15 protein-coding genes are annotated in these 19,270 nt (G+C 57.3%); 11 read left to right on the top strand and 4 right to left on the bottom strand.

The genetic code is table 11. From position 1 onward, the window contains the following. Positions 1–10 precede the first annotated feature (10 nt). The 5 genes from araA (at position 11) to rluA (ending at position 8,395) form a co-directional block, all read left to right on the top strand. On the top strand, positions 11–1,513 hold the full coding sequence (araA, locus tag NI40_RS03375; RefSeq protein WP_023310371.1) for an L-arabinose isomerase: 1,503 nt from the start codon (positions 11–13) through the stop codon (positions 1,511–1,513). Between the two features lie 47 nt (positions 1,514–1,560). Continuing rightward, positions 1,561–2,256, top strand: a complete 696-nt coding sequence (araD, locus tag NI40_RS03370) for an L-ribulose-5-phosphate 4-epimerase (protein WP_039260840.1) — start codon at positions 1,561–1,563, stop codon at positions 2,254–2,256. A gap of 74 nt (positions 2,257–2,330) precedes the next feature. Beyond that, positions 2,331–4,688 (top strand): DNA polymerase II, encoded by a 2,358-nt coding sequence (gene polB, locus NI40_RS03365; protein ID WP_039260841.1) that lies wholly within the window; start codon positions 2,331–2,333, stop codon positions 4,686–4,688. Positions 4,689–4,816: 128 nt separating this feature from the next. After that, positions 4,817–7,723 (top strand): RNA polymerase-associated protein RapA, encoded by a 2,907-nt coding sequence (gene rapA, locus NI40_RS03360; RefSeq protein WP_039260843.1) that lies wholly within the window; start codon positions 4,817–4,819, stop codon positions 7,721–7,723. A gap of 12 nt (positions 7,724–7,735) precedes the next feature. Then, a complete protein-coding gene (rluA, locus tag NI40_RS03355; protein WP_008502014.1) occupies positions 7,736–8,395 on the top strand; it encodes a bifunctional tRNA pseudouridine(32) synthase/23S rRNA pseudouridine(746) synthase RluA in 660 nt (219 codons plus the stop codon). Between the two features lie 29 nt (positions 8,396–8,424). On the opposite strand, the gene djlA is transcribed toward rluA, so the two are convergent. Further along, positions 8,425–9,240 carry a co-chaperone DjlA gene (djlA, locus tag NI40_RS03350; RefSeq protein WP_039260845.1) on the bottom strand — a complete coding sequence of 272 codons (816 nt, stop codon included), beginning with the start codon at positions 9,238–9,240 and terminating at the stop codon, positions 8,425–8,427. Positions 9,241–9,479: 239 nt separating this feature from the next. Between djlA and lptD the strand changes: the two genes are divergently transcribed. From lptD to apaH, 6 genes are read left to right on the top strand one after another with little or no spacing between them, the layout of a single operon-like run. Then, the gene (gene lptD, locus NI40_RS03345; RefSeq protein WP_039260847.1) at positions 9,480–11,831 is read left to right on the top strand and encodes an LPS assembly protein LptD; all 2,352 of its coding nucleotides are present in this window, start codon (positions 9,480–9,482) and stop codon (positions 11,829–11,831) included. Between the two features lie 53 nt (positions 11,832–11,884). Beyond that, positions 11,885–13,171 (top strand): peptidylprolyl isomerase SurA, encoded by a 1,287-nt coding sequence (gene surA / locus NI40_RS03340; protein WP_033144608.1) that lies wholly within the window; start codon positions 11,885–11,887, stop codon positions 13,169–13,171. Beyond that, positions 13,171–14,157 (top strand): 4-hydroxythreonine-4-phosphate dehydrogenase PdxA, encoded by a 987-nt coding sequence (gene pdxA / locus NI40_RS03335; RefSeq protein WP_029740873.1) that lies wholly within the window; start codon positions 13,171–13,173, stop codon positions 14,155–14,157. Before surA ends, pdxA begins: the two co-directional genes overlap by 1 nt. Then, positions 14,154–14,975: a 16S rRNA (adenine(1518)-N(6)/adenine(1519)-N(6))-dimethyltransferase RsmA gene (rsmA, locus tag NI40_RS03330; protein ID WP_023310362.1), complete on the top strand. Its 822-nt coding sequence runs from the start codon at positions 14,154–14,156 to the stop codon at positions 14,973–14,975. Before pdxA ends, rsmA begins: the two co-directional genes overlap by 4 nt. A gap of 3 nt (positions 14,976–14,978) precedes the next feature. Next, complete coding sequence (gene apaG, locus NI40_RS03325) at positions 14,979–15,356, top strand: Co2+/Mg2+ efflux protein ApaG (RefSeq protein WP_023310361.1); 378 nt, start codon at positions 14,979–14,981, stop codon at positions 15,354–15,356. A 4-nt stretch (positions 15,357–15,360) separates the two neighbouring features. Further along, entirely contained in the window at positions 15,361–16,209 is an 849-nt protein-coding gene (apaH, locus tag NI40_RS03320) for a bis(5'-nucleosyl)-tetraphosphatase (symmetrical) ApaH (RefSeq protein WP_023310360.1), read from the top strand. 39 nt (positions 16,210–16,248) lie between these two features. Here the strand turns inward: apaH and folA are convergent, their stop codons facing one another. From folA to kefF, 3 genes are all read right to left on the bottom strand, one after another. Next, entirely contained in the window at positions 16,249–16,728 is a 480-nt protein-coding gene (gene folA, locus NI40_RS03315) for a type 3 dihydrofolate reductase (RefSeq protein WP_008502023.1), read from the bottom strand. Between the two features lie 114 nt (positions 16,729–16,842). Continuing rightward, the gene (gene kefC / locus NI40_RS03310; RefSeq protein ID WP_033144606.1) at positions 16,843–18,708 is read right to left on the bottom strand and encodes a glutathione-regulated potassium-efflux system protein KefC; all 1,866 of its coding nucleotides are present in this window, start codon (positions 18,706–18,708) and stop codon (positions 16,843–16,845) included. Further along, positions 18,701–19,231 carry a glutathione-regulated potassium-efflux system oxidoreductase KefF gene (kefF, locus tag NI40_RS03305; RefSeq protein WP_023310358.1) on the bottom strand — a complete coding sequence of 177 codons (531 nt, stop codon included), beginning with the start codon at positions 19,229–19,231 and terminating at the stop codon, positions 18,701–18,703. The genes kefC and kefF overlap by 8 nt, the downstream gene beginning before the upstream one ends. Between the last annotated feature and the right edge of the window lie 39 nt (positions 19,232–19,270).

Below are 19,270 nucleotides of genomic sequence, written 5' to 3'. Positions count from 1 at the left end.
GGACACGATGATGACCATTTTTAATAACTATGAAGTGTGGTTTGTGATTGGCAGCCAGCATCTGTACGGACCGGAAGCGCTGCAGCAGGTGACGAAACACGCGGAGCACGTCGTTAACGCGCTGAACGCGGAAGCTAAACTGCCGTGCAAACTGGTGCTGAAACCGCTGGGCACGACGCCTGACGAAATTACCCACATCTGCCGCGACGCCAACTACGACGATAAATGCGCCGGTCTGGTGGTGTGGCTGCACACCTTCTCACCCGCCAAAATGTGGATCAACGGCCTGTCTATCCTCAACAAACCGCTGCTGCAGTTCCATACCCAGTTCAACGCCTCCCTGCCGTGGGACAGCATCGACATGGACTTTATGAACCTGAACCAGACCGCGCACGGCGGCCGCGAGTTCGGCTTCATCGGCGCGCGTATGCGCCAGCAGCACGCGGTGGTCACCGGCCACTGGCAGGATGGCAAAGCGCAACAGCGTATCGGCTCCTGGATGCGCCAGGCAGTATCCAAACAGGATACCCGCCATCTGAAAGTGGTGCGTTTCGGCGACAACATGCGTGAAGTGGCGGTCACCGACGGCGACAAAGTGGCCGCGCAGATCAAGTTCGGCTTCTCCGTGAATACCTGGGCCGTGGGCGACCTGGTGCAGGTAGTGAATGAAATCAGCGACGGCGACGTGAGCGCGCTGGTGGACGAGTACGAAAGCAGCTACCGCCTGACGCCTGCGGCACAAATCAACGGCGACAAGCGCCAGAACGTGCTGGACGCGGCGCGCATCGAGCTGGGCATGAAGCGCTTCCTGGAACAGGGCGGCTTCCACGCCTTTACCACTACCTTTGAAGACCTCCACGGCCTGAAACAGCTGCCGGGCCTGGCGGTACAACGTCTGATGCAGCAGGGCTACGGCTTTGCGGGCGAAGGCGACTGGAAAACTGCCGCTCTGCTTCGCATCATGAAGGTGATGTCGACCGGTCTGCAGGGCGGCACCTCCTTTATGGAGGACTACACCTATCACTTCGAAAACGGCAATGACCTGGTACTCGGCTCGCACATGCTGGAAGTGTGCCCGACGATCGCCGTGGAAGAGAAACCGATCCTCGACGTGCAGTACCTCGGCATCGGCGGCAAAGCCGATCCGGCGCGTCTGATCTTCAACACCCGTACGGGCCCGGCCATCAACGCCAGCCTGATCGACCTGGGCGATCGCTTCCGCCTGCTGGTGAACTGCGTCGATGCGGTTGAAACGCCGCACTCTCTGCCGAAACTGCCGGTGGCCAACGCCCTGTGGAAAGCACAGCCTGACCTGCCAACCGCCTCAGAGGCCTGGATCCTGGCCGGCGGCGCGCACCACACGGTGTTCAGCCACGCGCTGGATCTGAACGACATGCGTCAGTTCGCCGAGCTGCACGACATCGAGCTGACCGTGATTGATAACGATACCCGCCTGCCCGCCTTCAAAGACGCGCTGCGCTGGAACGAAGTCTATTACGGTTCAAAACGCTAAGTACGGAATGCCCGGTGACGCTACGCTCACCGGGCAGGGAGATAACGATGTTAGACGATCTCAAACGTCAGGTGCTCGAAGCCAACCTGGCGCTGCCGAAACATAATCTGGTCACCCTGACATGGGGCAACGTCAGCGCCGTTGACCGCGAAAAAGGCGTGTTCGTGATTAAGCCTTCCGGCGTGGATTACACGGTGATGACCGCAGACGATATGGTCGTTGTCAGCCTTGAGACCGGCGAAGTGGTCGAAGGTAAGAAAAAACCGTCCTCCGATACGCCGACTCACCGCCTGCTGTATCGGTCATTCCCGACCATCGGCGGCATCGTGCATACCCATTCGCGCCACGCCACCATCTGGGCGCAGGCGGGCCAGTCCATCCCGGCGACCGGCACCACGCACGCGGACTACTTTTACGGCACCATTCCCTGCACGCGTCTGATGACCGATGCGGAGATTAACGGTGAGTACGAGTGGGAAACGGGCAACGTGATTGTCGAAACCTTTGAGAAACAGGGGATCGACGCCGCGCAGATGCCCGGCGTGCTGGTGCACTCCCACGGCCCGTTTGCCTGGGGTAAAAACGCGGAAGACGCGGTGCATAACGCCATCGTGCTCGAAGAGGTCGCCTATATGGGGATCTTCTGTCGCCAGCTGGCGCCGCAGCTGCCGGATATGCAGCAAACCCTGCTGGATAAGCATTACCTGCGCAAGCACGGCGCGAAGGCCTATTACGGGCAGTAAACTGTATATAAACCCAGCATTAAAATCTTAACCAGGCTATAATCAGGCCTGGTTTTGTTTTCTGGGATAACGGCGTGGCGCAGGCGCAAGAAGGCTTTTTACTGACCCGACACTGGCGGGATACCCCTCAGGGCACCGAGGTCGCGTTCTGGCTGGCAACCGACAGCGGTCCGCTACACGTTACGCTGCCCCCGCAGGAATCCGTGGCCTTTATTCCTGAAGCCCACGTCGAAAAGGTGAAGCAGCTGCTGCGCGGCGAAAACGGCTGGCGCATCACCCCGCTTGAGCTGAAGGATTTCCACCGTCAGCCGGTTTACGGCCTCTACTGTCGCGCACATCGCCAGCTGATGCGCTATGAAAAGCTGCTCCGCGAGGCGGGCGTGACGCTCTACGAGGCGGATATCCGCCCACCGGAACGCTTTCTGATGGAGCGGTTCATCACCGCCCCCGTCTGGGCCGACGGCACCGCGCAGAGCGGCAGCCTCGTTAACGCGCGCCTGAAGCCGAATCCGCACTACCGCCCGCCGCTGAAGTGGGTCTCACTGGATATCGAAACCACCCGTCACGGCGAACTGTACTGCATCGGTCTGGAAGGCTGCGGCGATCGGGTTGTTTATATGCTCGGGCCGCCGAATGGCGATGCGTCCGCGCTGGATTTCCGGCTTGAGTACGTCAACAGCCGCCCGCAGCTGCTGGAGAAGCTTAACCAGTGGTTTGCCGACAACGATCCCGATGTTCTGATCGGCTGGAACGTGGTGCAGTTCGACCTGCGCGTGCTGCAAAAGCACGCCGAGCGCTACCGCATCCCGCTGATGCTGGGGCGCGGAAACAGCGAGCTGGAATGGCGCGAACACGGTTTTAAGAACGGTATTTTTTTCGCGCAGGCCAACGGTCGCCTGATTATCGACGGCATTGAGGCGCTTAAGTCCGCCTTCTGGAATTTCTCTTCATTCTCCCTCGAAGCGGTCGCACAGGAGCTGCTTGGCGAAGGCAAATCCATCGACAACCCCTGGGACAGAATGGACGAGATCGACCGGCGCTTTAATGAAGATAAACCGGCGCTTGCCACCTATAACCTGAAAGACTGCGAGCTGGTCACGCAGATTTTCCACAAAACCGAGATTATGCCGTTCCTGCTGGAGCGCGCGACGGTAAACGGCCTGGCGGCAGACAGGCACGGCGGCTCCGTGGCGGCCTTTAGCCACCTCTATTTTCCGCGCATGCACCGGGCGGGATACGTCGCCCCCAACCTCGGGGACGTACCGCCGCAGGCAAGCCCCGGCGGGTACGTGATGGACTCCCGGCCAGGTTTGTATGACTCGGTGCTGGTGCTGGACTACAAAAGCCTCTACCCGTCGATTATCCGTACCTTCCTGATTGATCCCGTCGGGCTGATTGAGGGCATGGCCCAGCCGGACGATGAGCACAGCACCGAAGGTTTCCTCGGCGCACGCTTCTCGCGGGAAAAACACTGCCTGCCTGAAATCGTGGGAAACATCTGGCACGGCCGCGATGAGGCCAAGCGCCACGGCAACAAGCCGCTATCACAGGCGCTGAAAATCATTATGAATGCCTTTTACGGCGTGCTGGGCACCAGCGCCTGCCGCTTCTTTGATCCGCGTCTGGCCTCCTCAATCACCATGCGCGGGCACGAGATCATGCGCCAGACCAAAGCGCTGATTGAGTCCCGGGGCTATGACGTCATCTACGGCGACACGGACTCCACCTTTGTGTGGCTTAAGGGCGCGCATTCAGAAGACGACACCGCGCAAATCGGCAAAACGCTGGTCGCCTTCGTGAACGACTGGTGGCAGGAACATTTGCAGAAAGAGCGGTTAACCAGCGCGCTGGAGCTGGAATTTGAAACCCATTTCGCCCGCTTTTTAATGCCCACCATTCGCGGCACCGATCAGGGCAGCAAGAAGCGCTACGCCGGGCTGATTCAGGAAGGCGACGCGCAGCGGATGGTTTTTAAAGGGCTGGAGACGGTACGTACCGACTGGACGCCGCTGGCGCAGCAGTTCCAGCAGACGCTCTATCTGCGGGTGTTTCGCAATGAGCCTTATCAGGACTACGTGCGCGAGACGATAGCCAGCCTGATGGCGGGCGAACTTGACGCGCAGCTGGTATACCGCAAGCGCCTGCGCCGCCCGCTCGCGGAGTACCAGCGCAACGTTCCTCCGCACGTTCGCGCCGCGCGCCTGGCGGATGAAGAAAACGTACGCCGTGGCCGTGCGCCGCAGTATCAAAACCGGGGAACCATCAAATACGTCTGGACCATTAGCGGCCCGGAACCCGTGGATTATCAGCACTCTCCGCTGGATTACGAACACTATCTGACGCGCCAGCTTCAGCCGGTTGCCGACGGAATTTTGCCCTTCATCGACGATGATTTTGCTACACTGGTTACAGGGCAACTTGGCCTATTTTGACGCGTGACGAAATGGCTGCCATCCAGTACCATAGCGCCCTTTCCATTCCTGGACCCATTTTTCGTTGACCGTCTTTTTTGACGGTAGTCGAACTATTGCCTGCAATTAAAGATTAGAGCCGAACAACTATGCCTTTTACACTTGGTCAACGCTGGATCAGCGATACAGAAAGCGAACTTGGACTAGGAACCGTCGTAGCAATCGATACGCGTATGGTTACCCTCCTCTTCCCTGCCACCGGTGAAAACCGTCTGTACGCTCGCAATGACTCCCCTGTTACCCGCGTGATGTTCAATCCGGGTGACACCGTGACCAGCCATGACGGCTGGCAGCTCAAGATTGAAGACGTAAAAGAAGAGAATGGACTGCTCGCCTACATTGGTACTCGTCTTGATACGGATGAAGCCAATGTCATCCTGCGTGAAGTGCTGCTCGACAGCAAACTGGTGTTCAGCAAGCCGCAGGACCGCCTGTTTGCCGGGCAAATCGACCGTATGGATCGCTTCTCCCTGCGCTATCGCGCGCGTAAGTTCCAGAGTGAACAGTACCGCATGCCGTGGAGCGGCCTGCGCGGCCAGCGCACCAGCCTGATCCCCCACCAGCTGAACATCGCCCACGACGTGGGCCGTCGCCACGCGCCGCGCGTGCTGCTGGCAGATGAAGTGGGTCTGGGTAAAACCATCGAAGCGGGCATGATCCTGCATCAACAGCTGCTTTCCGGCGCTGCCGAACGCGTGCTGATCGTGGTGCCAGAAACCCTGCAGCACCAGTGGCTGGTTGAGATGCTGCGCCGCTTTAACCTGCGTTTTTCCCTGTTCGATGACGAACGCTATGCCGAAGCGCAGCACGACGCCGACAACCCGTTTGAAACCGAACAGCTGGTGATTTGTTCCCTGGACTTCGTGCGCCGCAGCAAGCAGCGTCTTGAGCACCTGTGCGATGCCGAGTGGGACATTATGGTTGTTGACGAAGCGCACCACCTGGTCTGGAGCGAAGACGCGCCGAGCCGCGAATACATGGCTATCGAGCAGCTTGCCGAACGCGTGCCTGGCGTCCTGCTGCTGACCGCAACGCCGGAGCAGCTGGGTCTGGAAAGCCACTTCGCCCGTCTGCGCCTGCTCGATCCAAACCGTTTCCACGACTTTGAGCAGTTCGTGGAAGAACAGAATAACTACCGTCCGGTCGCCGATGCCGTCGCCATGCTGCTGGCGGGCAAGCGTCTTTCTGATGACGAACTCAACACCCTGAGCGACCTGATTGGCGAGCAGGATATCGAGCCGCTTTTGCAGGCTGCGAACAGCGACAGCGACAACGCGGAATCCGCGCGTAAAGAGCTGATCGACATGCTGATGGACCGCCACGGCACCAGCCGCGTGCTGTTCCGTAACACCCGTAACGGCGTCAAAGGCTTCCCGAAACGCGAGCTGCATACGATTAAACTGCCGCTGCCGACGCAGTATCAGACGGCGATTAAAGTCTCCGGCATTATGGGTGCGCGCAAAACCCAGGAAGAGCGCGCCCGCGACATGCTTTATCCGGAACAAATCTACCAGGAGTTTGAAGGCGATACCGGCACCTGGTGGAACTTCGATCCGCGCGTGGAGTGGCTGATGGGCTACCTGACCGCGCACCGCTCCCAGAAGGTGCTGGTGATCTGCGCCAAAGCGGCCACCGCGCTGCAGCTGGAGCAGGTTCTGCGCGAGCGTGAAGGCATTCGCGCCGCCGTGTTCCACGAAGGCATGTCCATCGTTGAGCGCGACCGCGCCGCGGCGTGGTTCGGGGAAGAGGACAGCGGCGCACAGGTTCTGCTGTGCTCGGAAATCGGCTCTGAAGGCCGTAACTTCCAGTTCGCCAGCAACCTGGTGATGTTCGATCTGCCGTTTAACCCGGATCTGCTGGAGCAGCGTATCGGCCGTCTGGATCGTATCGGCCAGGCGCATGATATTCAGATCCACGTGCCGTATCTGGAAAAAACCGCGCAGTCCGTGCTGGTACGCTGGTTCCACGAAGGTCTGGACGCGTTTGAACATACCTGCCCGACGGGCCGCACCATTTATGATCAAGTGCATGGCGATCTGATCGGCTACCTGGCCGCGCCGGAAAACGCGGAAGGGTTTGATGAGCTGATCAAGTCCTGCCGTGAGAAGCACGACGCGCTGAAAGCGCAGCTGGAGCAGGGCCGCGACCGCCTGCTGGAGATCCACTCCAACGGCGGTGAAAAAGCGCAGGCGCTGGCTGAGAGTATTGAAGAACAGGATGATGACACCAGCCTGATCGGCTTCTCCATGAACCTGTTCGATATCGTCGGCATCAACCAGGACGACCGCGGCGAGAACCTGATTGTCCTGACTCCGTCCGATCACATGCTGGTTCCGGATTTCCCGGGCCTGCCGGAAGATGGCTGTACCATCACCTTCGAGCGTGACGTGGCGCTGTCCCGCGAAGATGCCCAGTTTATCACCTGGGAACACCCGCTGATCCGCAACGGGCTGGACCTGATCCTCTCCGGCGATACCGGCAGCAGCACCATCTCCCTGTTGAAAAACAAGGCGCTGCCGGTGGGCACCCTGCTGGTGGAGCTGATCTACGTTGTGGAAGCGCAGGCGCCGAAACAGCTGCAGCTCACCCGCTTCCTGCCGCCAACGCCCGTCCGCCTGCTGCTGGACAAAAACGGCACGAACCTGGCGGGACAGGTTGAATTCGAGAGTTTCAACCGACAGCTGAGCGCGGTAAACCGCCACACGGGCAGCAAGCTGGTCAACGCGGTACAGCAGGATGTGCACGCTATTCTGCAACTGGGCGAAACCCAGATTGAAAAAGCGGCCAGAGCGCTGATTGACGCCGCGCGCAGTGAAGCAGACGAGAAACTGTCTGCGGAGCTGTCCCGTCTGGAGGCGTTAAAAGCCGTCAACCCGAACATCCGTGACGACGAGCTGGCGGCGATTGAAAGCAACCGTCAGCAGGTGCTGGAAAGCCTGAATCAGGCTGGCTGGCGTCTGGATGCCCTGCGTCTTATCGTTGTGACGCATCAGTAAACGGAGCGCAAGATGGTGATGGAGCCTTACAATCCGCCTCAGGATCCCTGGCTGGTCATTCTGTATCAGGATGAACATATTATGGTGGTCAACAAGCCCAGCGGCCTGTTGTCCGTGCCGGGGCGTCTGGACGAGCACAAAGACAGCGTGATGACGCGCATTCAGCGCGATTATCCGCAGGCGGAGTCTGTCCATCGCCTGGATATGGCCACCAGCGGCGTGATTGTGGTGGCGCTGAACAAAGCGGCGGAACGCGAGTTAAAGCGCCAGTTCCGCGAGCGCGAGCCGAAAAAGCAGTATGTCGCCCGCGTCTGGGGCCACCCCGCGCAGGCGGAAGGGCTGGTGGATTTACCGCTGATCTGCGACTGGCCGAACCGGCCTAAGCAGAAGGTGTGTTACGAAACCGGCAAGGCCGCGCAGACCGAGTACGAAGTGCTGGAGTACGCGCCGGATAATACCGCGCGCGTCCTGCTTAAGCCGATTACCGGACGTTCGCACCAGCTGCGCGTGCATATGCTCGCCCTGGGTCATCCGATTCTGGGCGACCGCTTCTACGCGCCACCTGAAGCGCTGGCCTTAGCGCCACGTCTGCAGCTGCACGCGCAGACGCTCACCATCACCCATCCGGCCTTCGGTAACGCGATGACGTTTAAAGCCCCGGTGGACTTCTAAAAAAAAGCCCGACATCGTCGGGCTTTTTCTTATTTAAAACCTTTCTTCTCTTTAATGAGCTCGTACGCCTTCTGGATTTCCTGCGCTTTTTGCTTCGCCATCTCCATCATTTCTGGCGGTAAGCCTTTCGCGACCAGTTTGTCCGGATGGTGTTCGCTCATGAGCTTACGATAGGCACGTTTAATCGTGGTCTGATCGTCAGAGGGCTTAACGCCAAGCACGTTGCAGGCGTCTTCCAGCGTCGGACCACGCTGCGCCTGCTGCCAGGAACCGCCGGACGACTGCTGATGATAGCCGCCGCCAAACTGCGCCCCGCCCTGCATCATGCGCAGGAACTGGTCGAACTGCATGCGGGAGATGCCCAGCTCCTCCGCAATGACGTACAGCACGTCACGTTCATTAGGGTGAAGTGAACCGTCTGCGAAAGCCGCCTGGATTTGAATTTCCAGAAACATCCGAATTAAATCAAAACGTCCAAAGCAGATGCTGCGGAACTGACGCATTTTTTCGCGAAGCGGATAATTATCCGACTTACCGATGCGAAACGCATTTTGCGCTTCCAGACGGGAGTCGCCGTGCAGGTTCATGCGATCCATAAAGACGCTGGCAATCTGAATATCGGCTTCTGTGACACGCCCTTTGGATTTGGTTAAGTGCCCCATGACCTCAAAGGTGGTGGAGAAAAAGAGTGACTGACGCTCGCGCTGATTGGCAAACCAGGCCATTTTGCGGCTGCGCGCCTTATCAAACATATGGCCGATAATAAGCCCAAGCACAATCCCCCAGAACCCGGCACCCATGATGATGGCGAACGCAACGCCGATTATTTTACCCCAATACTGCATATACTCCCCGGATAGTCATATTCCTGGCCGACGCAACGTCATCATCACTGTGTTCAAGTCACGGTCAATTGAAGGACATCGCCTATAATTTGCTTTATCATACTCGTCATTCGATAGCGAGCCTAACACTCTGGCACGCAAACGGGCAGGATTAACGCTGGTACTGCGCAGATGAGTAAGATAGTCTCTGAGCGTTTGTAAGCCGTAGCCACTGATGACGGAACAATAAAATACAACGTATGAAAAAACGTATCCCCACCCTCCTGGCCACAATGATTGGCTCCGCCCTGTACAGTCAACAGGGGCTGGCGGCCGATCTCGCCTCGCAGTGTATGCTTGGCGTTCCAAGTTATAATCGCCCACTGGTGAGTGGCGATACAAATAGCTTGCCGGTAACCATTACTGCCGACAGTTCGAAAGGGACTTACCCTGACAATGCCACCTTTACGGGCAATGTCGATATTAACCAGGGCAATAGCCGCCTGCAGGCAGATGAAGTGCAATTGCACCAGAAACAGCCGGAAGGTGCGGCCGAGCCGGTACGAACGGTGGATGCGCTGGGTAATGTGCACTATGACGACAATCAGGTCATCCTGAAAGGTCCGAAAGCCTGGTCAAACCTGAATACTAAAGATACTAACGTCTGGAAAGGTGATTACCAGATGGTGGGTCGCCAGGGGCGCGGCGACGCTGACCTGATGAAACAGCGCGGTGAAAACCGCTATACGATCCTGGAAAACGGCACGTTCACGTCATGTCTGCCGGGTTCCAATACCTGGAGCGTGGTCGGTAGCGAAGTTATCCATGACCGCGAAGAACAGGTCGCAGAGATCTGGAACGCCCGCTTCAAGCTGGGCCCTGTTCCCATATTCTACAGCCCTTATCTACAGCTACCCGTGGGTGACAAACGCCGCTCCGGTTTCCTGATCCCGAATGCCAAATACAGCACGTCGAACTACTTTGAGTTCTACCTGCCGTATTACTGGAACATCGCGCCAAACATGGATGCGACGATCACGCCGCACTATATCCACAAGCGCGGCAACATCATGTGGGAGAACGAGTTCCGCTATCTGACCCACGCCGGTGCGGGTCTGATGGAGCTGGATTATCTGCCGTCGGATAAAGTCTTCCAGGACGAGCATCCGACCGAAGGCGATAAACACCGCTGGATGTATTTCTGGCAGCATTCTGGGGTGATGGATCAGGTCTGGCGTTTTAACGTTAACTACACCAAGGTCAGTGACCCGAACTACTTTAACGATTTCTCGTCAAAATACGGTTCGAGTACCGACGGTTATGCCACGCAGATCTTCAGCGTTGGCTATGCGGTGCAGAACTTCGATGCGACGGTAACCAACAAGCAGTTCCAGGTGTTCTCCAGCCAGACCGCGAGTACCTATGGTGCCGAGCCGCAGCTGGACGTTAACTGGTACCAGAATGACGTGGGTCCGTTCGACACCCGTATTTATGGTCAGGCGGTGCATTTTGTAAACACCAATTCCAATATGCCGGAAGCCACCCGAGTTCACCTGGAGCCCGTCATCAACTTGCCATGGTCGAATGACTGGGCAAGCCTGAATACGGAAGCCAAGCTGATGGCGACACACTATCAGCAAAAAAATATTGATGATTACAACACCAGCAACAACGCTCATCTTGAGGAAAGCGTAAACCGTACGCTTCCACAGTTCAAAATGGACGGTAAGCTGATCTTCGAACGCAATATGGGACTTCTGGCGGATGGCTATACCCAGACGCTGGAGCCACGTATGCAGTACCTGTACGTGCCTTATCGCGATCAGAGCAACATCAATAACTATGACTCCTCTTTACTGCAATCTGATTACAGCGGCCTGTTCCGCGACCGTACCTACGGTGGCCTTGACCGCATCGCCTCAGCGAACCAGTTAACGACCGGGGTCACATCACGCGTTTATGATGACGCTGCCGTTGAACGTTTTAACGTTTCTGTTGGTCAAATCTACTATTTCACCGAGTCTCGCACCGGCGATGACAATATTAAGTGGGAGAAAGATAACAAGACAGGTTCGCTGATTTGGGCTGGTGATACCTACTGGCGTATGACCGATCGTTGGGGTCTTCGCGGTGGCGTGCAATATGACACCCGTCTCGACAATATCGCCAACAGTACGGCGGCGATTGAGTACCGCCGGGATGAAGATCGTATGTTGCAGTTGACCTATCGTTATGCCAGCCCGGAATATATTCAGGCGACGTTACCAAACTATGGTACTGCAGAGCAGTATAAAGACGGTATTTCGCAGGTGGGTGGCGCAGCGAGCTGGCCAATTGCCGACCGCTGGTCAATCGTAGGCGCTTACTACTTTGACACTAACGCCAATAAACCTGCTGACCAGATGGTGGGTCTGCAATATAACTCCTGCTGTTACGCGCTGCGTGTCGGCTACGAACGCAAGCTTAACGGCTGGAACAGTGAAAACAATCAGAGCAAATACGATAACGTGATTGGCTTTAACTTCGAGTTACGCGGCCTGAGTTCCAACTACGGTCTGGGTACGCAGAAAATGCTGCGCTCGAATATTCTGCCGTACAGTAGCGCCTTGTAATGTGCTTGATTTGCAACGTAATCCGCTTTGCGGTTAATTGAAATGGAAAAAGTATGAAGAACTGGAAAACGCTGCTGCTCGGTGTCGCTATGGTTGCGAATACCAGCTTCGCCGCCCCCCAGGTTGTTGATAAAGTCGCTGCTGTGGTTAACAACGGCGTCGTGCTTGAAAGTGACGTTGACGGTCTGATGAAATCGGTGAAGCTCAATTCGGGCGAAGCCGGTCAACAGCTTCCGGATGACGCTACGCTGCGCCACCAGATCCTGGAGCGTCTGATCATGGATCAGATCGTTCTGCAGATGGGGCAGAAAATGGGTGTGAAGATCACTGACGAGCAGCTCGATCAGGCGATCGCTAACATCGCGAAGCAGAACAATATGTCTTTAGACCAGATGCGCAGCCGTCTGGCCTATGACGGCATCAGCTACGCCACTTACCGGAACCAGATCCGTAAAGAGATGCTGATTTCGGAAGTGCGTAACAACGAAGTGCGTCGCCGCGTCACGATCCTGCCTCAGGAAGTGGACGCGCTGGCAAAACAGGTGGGCAACCAGAACGATGCGAGCACAGAGCTGAACCTGAGCCACATTCTGATCCCACTGCCAGAGAACCCAACGTCAGATCAGGCTGCGGAAGCAGAAAGCCAGGCGCGTTCGATTGTTGAACAGGCGCGTAACGGCGGCGACTTTGGCAAGCTGGCAATCACCTACTCCGCTGACCAACAGGCGCTGAAAGGCGGCCAGATGGGCTGGGGACGTATTCAGGAGCTGCCATCTATCTTTGCCCAGGCGCTGAGCACGGCGAAGAAAGGGGATATCGTTGGTCCTATCCGTTCAGGCGTGGGCTTCCACATTCTGAAGGTGAACGATCTGCGCGGCCAGAGCCAAAATATCTCCGTCACCGAAGTTCACGCTCGCCACATACTTCTGAAACCGTCACCGATCATGACTGACGATCAGGCGCGTGTGAAGCTGGAACAGATCGCAGCTGACATTAAGAGCGGTAAAACCTCATTTGCGAAGGCAGCAAAAGAGTTCTCTCAGGATCCAGGCTCTGCTAACCAGGGCGGCGATCTGGGCTGGGCGGCTGCGGATATTTACGATCCTGCCTTCCGCGACGCGTTGATGAAGCTGAACAAAGGCCAGATCAGCGCGCCGGTCCACTCTTCATTTGGCTGGCATCTGATCGAGCTGATGGACACCCGTAACGTTGATAAAACGGATGCGGCACAGAAAGACAGAGCCTACCGTATGCTGTTTAACCGTAAGTTCTCTGAAGAAGCCGCAACCTGGATGCAGGAACAACGCGCCAGCGCTTACGTGAAAGTTCTGAGCAACTAATGAAACAGCATCGTGTTGTTATCACGCCCGGCGAACCCGCCGGGATTGGGCCTGACCTCGTTGTCCAGCTCGCCCAGCGCAGCTGGCCGGTAGAGCTGGTTGTCTGCGCCGATGCAACACTGTTACAAGACCGGGCAACGCTGCTCGGTCTGCCTTTAACGCTCATCCCTTACGTTGAAGGCCAACAGCCTGCACCTCAGCAAGCCGGTACCCTCACCCTTCTTTCAGTTCCCCTTCGTACGCCGGTTATTCCGGGCCAGCTCAGCACGGAAAACGGCCACTATGTCGTTGAAACCCTGGCGCGCGCCTGCGACGGTTGCCTGAAGGGCGAATTTGCCGCCCTGATCACCGGCCCCGTCCACAAAGGCGTCATCAACGAAGCGGGTATACCCTTTACCGGGCATACGGAGTTCTTCGAAGAGCGCTCGCACAGCCCGAAAGTGGTGATGATGCTGGCGACGGAGGAAATGCGCGTTGCGCTGGTGACTACCCATCTGCCGATCAAAGCCATTCCTGATGCGATCACCCCTGAACTCCTGCGCGAGATCATCGGGATTTTGCACCACGATCTGCAGACAAAGTTTGGGATCCCGCAGCCGCACGTGCTGGTCTGCGGCCTGAATCCGCACGCCGGTGAAGGCGGGCACATGGGCACCGAAGAGATCGACACCATCATTCCGGTACTCAACGAAATGCGGGCGAAGGGGATGAACCTCAGCGGGCCGCTGCCTGCAGATACCCTTTTCCAGCCGAAATACCTGGATAATGCCGACGCCGTGCTCGCGATGTACCACGATCAGGGCCTGCCCGTGCTAAAATACCAGGGCTTTGGCCGCGGGGTGAATATCACCCTCGGTTTACCCTTTATTCGAACGTCCGTTGACCACGGTACTGCGCTGGATCTGGCAGGCCAGGGGAAAGCGGATGTCGGCAGTTTTATTACGGCGCTTAATCTCGCCATCAAAATGATTGTTAATACTCAATGACTAATCGAGTCCATCAGGGCCACTTAGCCCGTAAACGTTTCGGGCAAAACTTCCTTAACGATCAGTTCGTGATCGAAAGCATTGTCTCGGCTATTAATCCGCAAAAAGGCCAGGCGATGGTCGAAATCGGCCCGGGCCTTGCCGCGCTGACCGAGCCGGTAGGCGAACGCCTCGACGAGCTGACCGTCATCGAACTGGACCGCGATCTGGCCGCACGCCTGCAAACGCACCCGTTCCTCGGGCCGAAGCTGACCATCTATCAGCAGGACGCCATGACCATGAACTTTGGCGAACTGTCCGAAAAAATGGGCCAGCCGCTGCGCGTGTTCGGCAATCTGCCGTACAACATCTCCACGCCGCTCATGTTCCACCTCTTTAGCTATACTGATGCCATTGCCGACATGCACTTCATGTTGCAAAAAGAGGTTGTTAACCGTCTGGTTGCAGGCCCGAACAGTAAAGCGTATGGTCGTTTAAGCGTGATGGCACAGTATTACTGCAACGTGATCCCGGTACTCGAAGTACCGCCGTCAGCGTTCACACCACCACCAAAAGTGGATTCAGCGGTTGTGCGCCTTGTGCCGCACAAGACGAAACCGTATCCGGTTAAAGATCTGCGCGTACTGAGCCGCATTACCACAGAAGCCTTTAACCAGCGCCGTAAAACGATCCGTAACAGCCTGAGCAATTCGTTTACCGTTGAGGTGTTAGCCGAGCTGGGGATTGACCCGGCAATGCGTGCGGAGAACATTTCCGTAGAGCAGTACTGCAAGCTGGCTAATTACATCAGCGATAATGCGCCGCCGAAGGAGAGTTAAGCCATGATTGATTCGCCCCGCGTATGTGTCCATGTACAAAGCGTCTATGTTGAATCACAGTCCTCACCGGACGAAGAACGTTTTGTTTTCGCTTACACCGTGACCATTCGCAATCTGGGGCGGATGCCCGTGCAGCTGCGCGGGCGCTACTGGCTTATCACTAACGGCAATGGCCGCGAAATCGAAGTTCAGGGCGAAGGTGTGGTCGGTGAACAGCCCCACATCGCCCCTGGCGAAGAGTATCAGTACACCAGCGGCGCGGTGATTGAAACGCCGATGGGTACCATGCAGGGCCATTATGAAATGGTCGACGTCGATGGCAATGATTTCCGCGTTGCCATTCCTGTGTTCCGTCTCGCCGTAACCACACTCATTCATTAATCTAATGTCTACATATCTGATTGGCGACGTTCACGGTTGCTACGATGAACTGATCGCATTATTAAAACAGGTCGACTTTACGCCAGGACAGGACACGCTCTGGCTGACGGGCGATTTAGTCGCGCGTGGCCCCGGCTCCCTTGAAGTATTACGTTTCGTCAAATCGCTGGGCGACAGCGTCCGCATGGTGCTGGGCAATCACGATCTGCATCTGCTGGCGGTTTTCGCCGGGATCAGCCGCAACAAACCTAAAGATCGCCTCACCCCACTGCTGGATGCGCCGGACGCGGACGATCTGATTAACTGGCTGCGCCGTCAGCCCCTGCTGCAGATCGACGAAGAGAAAAAGCTGGTCATGGCGCATGCCGGAATCACCCCGCAATGGGATCTTGAGACGGCGAAAACCTGCGCGCGTGACGTTGAGGCGGTGCTGGCAAGCGACTCGTATCCTTTCTTCCTCGATGCCATGTACGGCGATATGCCGAACCACTGGAGCGAGGATCTCAGCGGTCTGGCCCGTCTGCGCTTTATCACCAACGCGTTCACCCGCATGCGCTTCTGCTTCCCGAACGGACAGCTGGATATGTATTCCAAAGAGACGCCGGAAAGCGCGCCCGCTCCGCTGAAACCGTGGTTTGCCATTCCGGGACCGGTGACAAGCGAGTACAGCGTGGTATTTGGCCACTGGGCTGCACTGGAAGGAAAAGGAACACCGGAAGGGATTTACGGTCTGGATACCGGATGCTGCTGGGGCGGAGAGTTAACCTGCTTACGCTGGGAAGATAAAGCTTACTTTGTGCAGCCGTCCAACCGACAGCTGGACCTGGGGGAAAGCGAGGCCGTTGCCTCCTGATACGTAATTCCCTCTCCCGGCCGGGAGAGGGAAAATCACTTAACGACGTTCCAGAATCTCGAAGCAGTAGCTGTGGGAGTTCTGTGCATCCGCGTCGTGGAATTCGCTGAATACCGATTCCCACTCGTCCGGATCGTAGTCCGGGAAATGAGTATCCCCTTCCACTTCTGCATCAATGTGGGTCAGATACAGCTTCTGCGCTTTTGGCAGGAACTGCTCGTACACGCGCCCACCGCCGATCACCATGATCTCTTCGGCATTACCGCATGCAGCAATCGCCTCGTCGACTGATTTTACCCATTCGACGCGATCGTCAGTGCCCGGCTGGCTGCTGATAACGATATTCTTACGGCCCGGCAATGGACGACCAATCGACTCCCAGGTCAGGCGGCCCATCACTACCGGCTTGTTTAACGTAGTACGTTTAAACCATGCAAGATCGGCAGGCAGGTTCCACGGCATGGCATTTTCCATACCGATAACGCGGTCCACCGCCAGCGCTGCAATCAGACTGATCATTGAAAATTTCCCGGATGCAAAAAATTGCCGCCACTATACGGAAAGCTTAATCTTTCGTCGACTGGCGGCAGGGTAAAGATAAAGAAATTTTTTAATATTGCTGGCAACTCCACTTCACGCGGAAGGTTTACTCTCGGGCTCGTCAGCCGGATCACCGGTATGCTTGCCCTCTTCCGTGCCCTGCCAGCCATGGCGCTGGATCAGCGACAGGTGGTTACGGTCCTCGTTAATGATTTCCGTCAGCATCGCGCTGGTGCGTTTGAACACCGCCGCACGCTCGGTGGCGGTACTGCCAGCCATCGCCGCCATCTCTTCGACCATCTCGGTATTAAAGCGGCGGAACAGGTCTGCCCGTTCGCGTGCTTCATACGCGCCAAGTCCAAGATTTTCCAGCGCCATGCGGCCAGACTTCAGCGCACCTTCGAAGGTTTCACGCTCGGGCGCGTCTACGCCCGCCTGCCGCAGCCGGATGTAGTGATCTACATCGCGCGCGCGGGAGATAATAGTCAGCGCCGGGAAATGCTCTTTTACCAGCTCCACCATCTGCATGCTGGTTTCCGGATCGTCAATGGCGTTAATTAACACCTCGGCTTTTGCCGCCCCGGCGGATTCCAGCAGATCGACGCGGGTTGCATCCCCGTAAAACACCTTCATATCAAATTTACGCAGGGTATCGACATGGTCGGGGTCGTGATCGAGGATGACCATTTTCACCCCGCTCGACAGCAGTAAACGACCCACGATCTGCCCGTAGCGGCCAAATCCGGCGATGATGACGCGCGGCTGCTCCTCGTCGATCTCGTCGGCCTCGCGCTCCTGCCCGCTGTCCGATTTTTCCAGACGCGTCAGCACCACCAGCAGCACCGGCGTCGCCGCCATCGACAGGGCGACCGCCAGCGTCAGCGCCTTCGCCCACTCGGGATCGAGCACGTTTGCCATCTGCGCGGCGCCAAACACCACGAACGCAAATTCACTCCCCTGCCCCAGCAGCACGGCGAACCAGCGGCGCTGCCTGCCCGGCACGTTCAGTGGGCGAGCAATCAGCCACAGCATCACCATTTTAATGACCAGGAAGCCGACGAGCAGGATGACGATCCGCAGCGGATGCGTCACCAGCGTGCCGAAGTCGACGGACATCCCGACGCCGATGAAAAACAGTCCCAGCAGCAACCCTTTGAACGGCTCGATATCGCTTTCCAGCGCGTGACGGTATTCAGAGCTCGCCAGCAGCACGCCTGCGAGGAACGCCCCCATCGCCATCGACAGCCCGGCCTCCTCCAGCAGCAGACCGAAGCCAAACACCAGGAACAGCGCCACGGCGCTGAACACTTCGCGCAGACCAGAACGAGCGACAAACCGCAGCAGCGGGCGGGTCACGTAGCGGCCAAGCAGCACCACCAGCGCCAGCGCGCCCGCCACCTTCAGCGCCGACAGCGCGAAAGCGCCCAGCGTGGTAGAGGAACCGCTGGCCGCCAGCAGCGGGATCATCGCCACCAGCGGGATAGCGGCAATGTCCTGGAACAGCAGCACCGAGAACGCGCTGCGTCCCATCTGGGAGACCGTCAGATTTCGCTCGTTCATCGCCTGCATGGCAATCGCCGTCGAGGAGAGCGCCAGCGTCATGCCGATAAGCTCTGCCACTTTCCAGTCCATACCCAACAGGATGCAGAACCCACCCAGCAGCAGGCCGCAGGCCACCATCTGCAGCGCACCACCGCCAAATACCGAGGCGCGAAGCTTCCACAGCCGCTGCGGGTCGAGCTCCAGGCCAATCACAAACAGCATCAGCACCACGCCAATCTCAGCGAAATGGAGAATCGCCTCGGCATCCGTGACCAGTCTAAAGCCCCACGGCCCAATGACGCAGCCTGCAATCAGGTAGCCGAGCACCGAACCCAGCCCCAGGCGTACCGCCACGGGCACAATCAGCGCCGCCGCGCCGAGGTAAATCAGCGCCTGTATCAGCGTATGGCTATCCATGGTGCGTCTCCTGCCACTCAAGTAAGCGTTGTTTATAATGACGAGCCTGCGCCTGCAGCGTTTCATCGTCGCAAACAAACGTGCAGTGCATCGCAAACGGCGGGAGCCAGTTCAGACCGCAATAGAGCGCGGTCGCCTGCAGCGGCTGCGCCAGGACGTCAAACCCCGGGAAGGAACCGATATCAAAATGGCTTTCCCCACCGCCGGTGGTAACCGCCCACATCAGGCTTTTTCCTTTTAGCGCATTGCCGTTGTGGCCATACGCCCAGCCGTGGGAGAAGACTTTATCAATCCACAGTTTCAGGAGCGGGGGCGTGCTGTACCACTGCATTGGATGCTGCCAGATAATCAGATCGGCACGGGAGAGCGCCTCCTGTTCGGCGGCGATATCGATATTAAAATCGGGATAAAGTTGATAGAGGGAACGTATCTCTACGTTATCAAGCGTCCTTACCTGCTCAAGCATCCGCTTATTCGCATGCGAGTGCTGCGGATAAGGATGGGCATAAATTATCAGAATCATTGATTAGCCTGTTGTTACTGCTTTCTTTTAACAAAAGAG

Origin of the sequence: Enterobacter sp. E20 (assembly GCF_000801755.2) — a bacterium.
Taxonomy (GTDB): domain Bacteria; phylum Pseudomonadota; class Gammaproteobacteria; order Enterobacterales; family Enterobacteriaceae; genus Enterobacter; species Enterobacter asburiae_B.
The sequence above is the reverse complement of the archived record's forward strand: the minus strand, read 5'-3'. Positions and strand labels throughout refer to the sequence as shown.

Coding starts and splice junctions, on each gene's coding strand:
- araA (WP_023310371.1), top strand. CDS start 11: ATGACCATTTTTAATAACTATGAAGTGTGGTTTGTGATTGGCAGCCAG.
- araD (WP_039260840.1), top strand. CDS start 1,561: ATGTTAGACGATCTCAAACGTCAGGTGCTCGAAGCCAACCTGGCGCTG.
- rapA (WP_039260843.1), top strand. CDS start 4,817: ATGCCTTTTACACTTGGTCAACGCTGGATCAGCGATACAGAAAGCGAA.
- rluA (WP_008502014.1), top strand. CDS start 7,736: ATGGTGATGGAGCCTTACAATCCGCCTCAGGATCCCTGGCTGGTCATT.
- djlA (WP_039260845.1), bottom strand. CDS start 9,240: ATGCAGTATTGGGGTAAAATAATCGGCGTTGCGTTCGCCATCATCATG.
- lptD (WP_039260847.1), top strand. CDS start 9,480: ATGAAAAAACGTATCCCCACCCTCCTGGCCACAATGATTGGCTCCGCC.
- surA (WP_033144608.1), top strand. CDS start 11,885: ATGAAGAACTGGAAAACGCTGCTGCTCGGTGTCGCTATGGTTGCGAAT.
- pdxA (WP_029740873.1), top strand. CDS start 13,171: ATGAAACAGCATCGTGTTGTTATCACGCCCGGCGAACCCGCCGGGATT.
- rsmA (WP_023310362.1), top strand. CDS start 14,154: ATGACTAATCGAGTCCATCAGGGCCACTTAGCCCGTAAACGTTTCGGG.
- apaG (WP_023310361.1), top strand. CDS start 14,979: ATGATTGATTCGCCCCGCGTATGTGTCCATGTACAAAGCGTCTATGTT.
- apaH (WP_023310360.1), top strand. CDS start 15,361: ATGTCTACATATCTGATTGGCGACGTTCACGGTTGCTACGATGAACTG.
- folA (WP_008502023.1), bottom strand. CDS start 16,728: ATGATCAGTCTGATTGCAGCGCTGGCGGTGGACCGCGTTATCGGTATG.
- kefC (WP_033144606.1), bottom strand. CDS start 18,708: ATGGATAGCCATACGCTGATACAGGCGCTGATTTACCTCGGCGCGGCG.
- kefF (WP_023310358.1), bottom strand. CDS start 19,231: ATGATTCTGATAATTTATGCCCATCCTTATCCGCAGCACTCGCATGCG.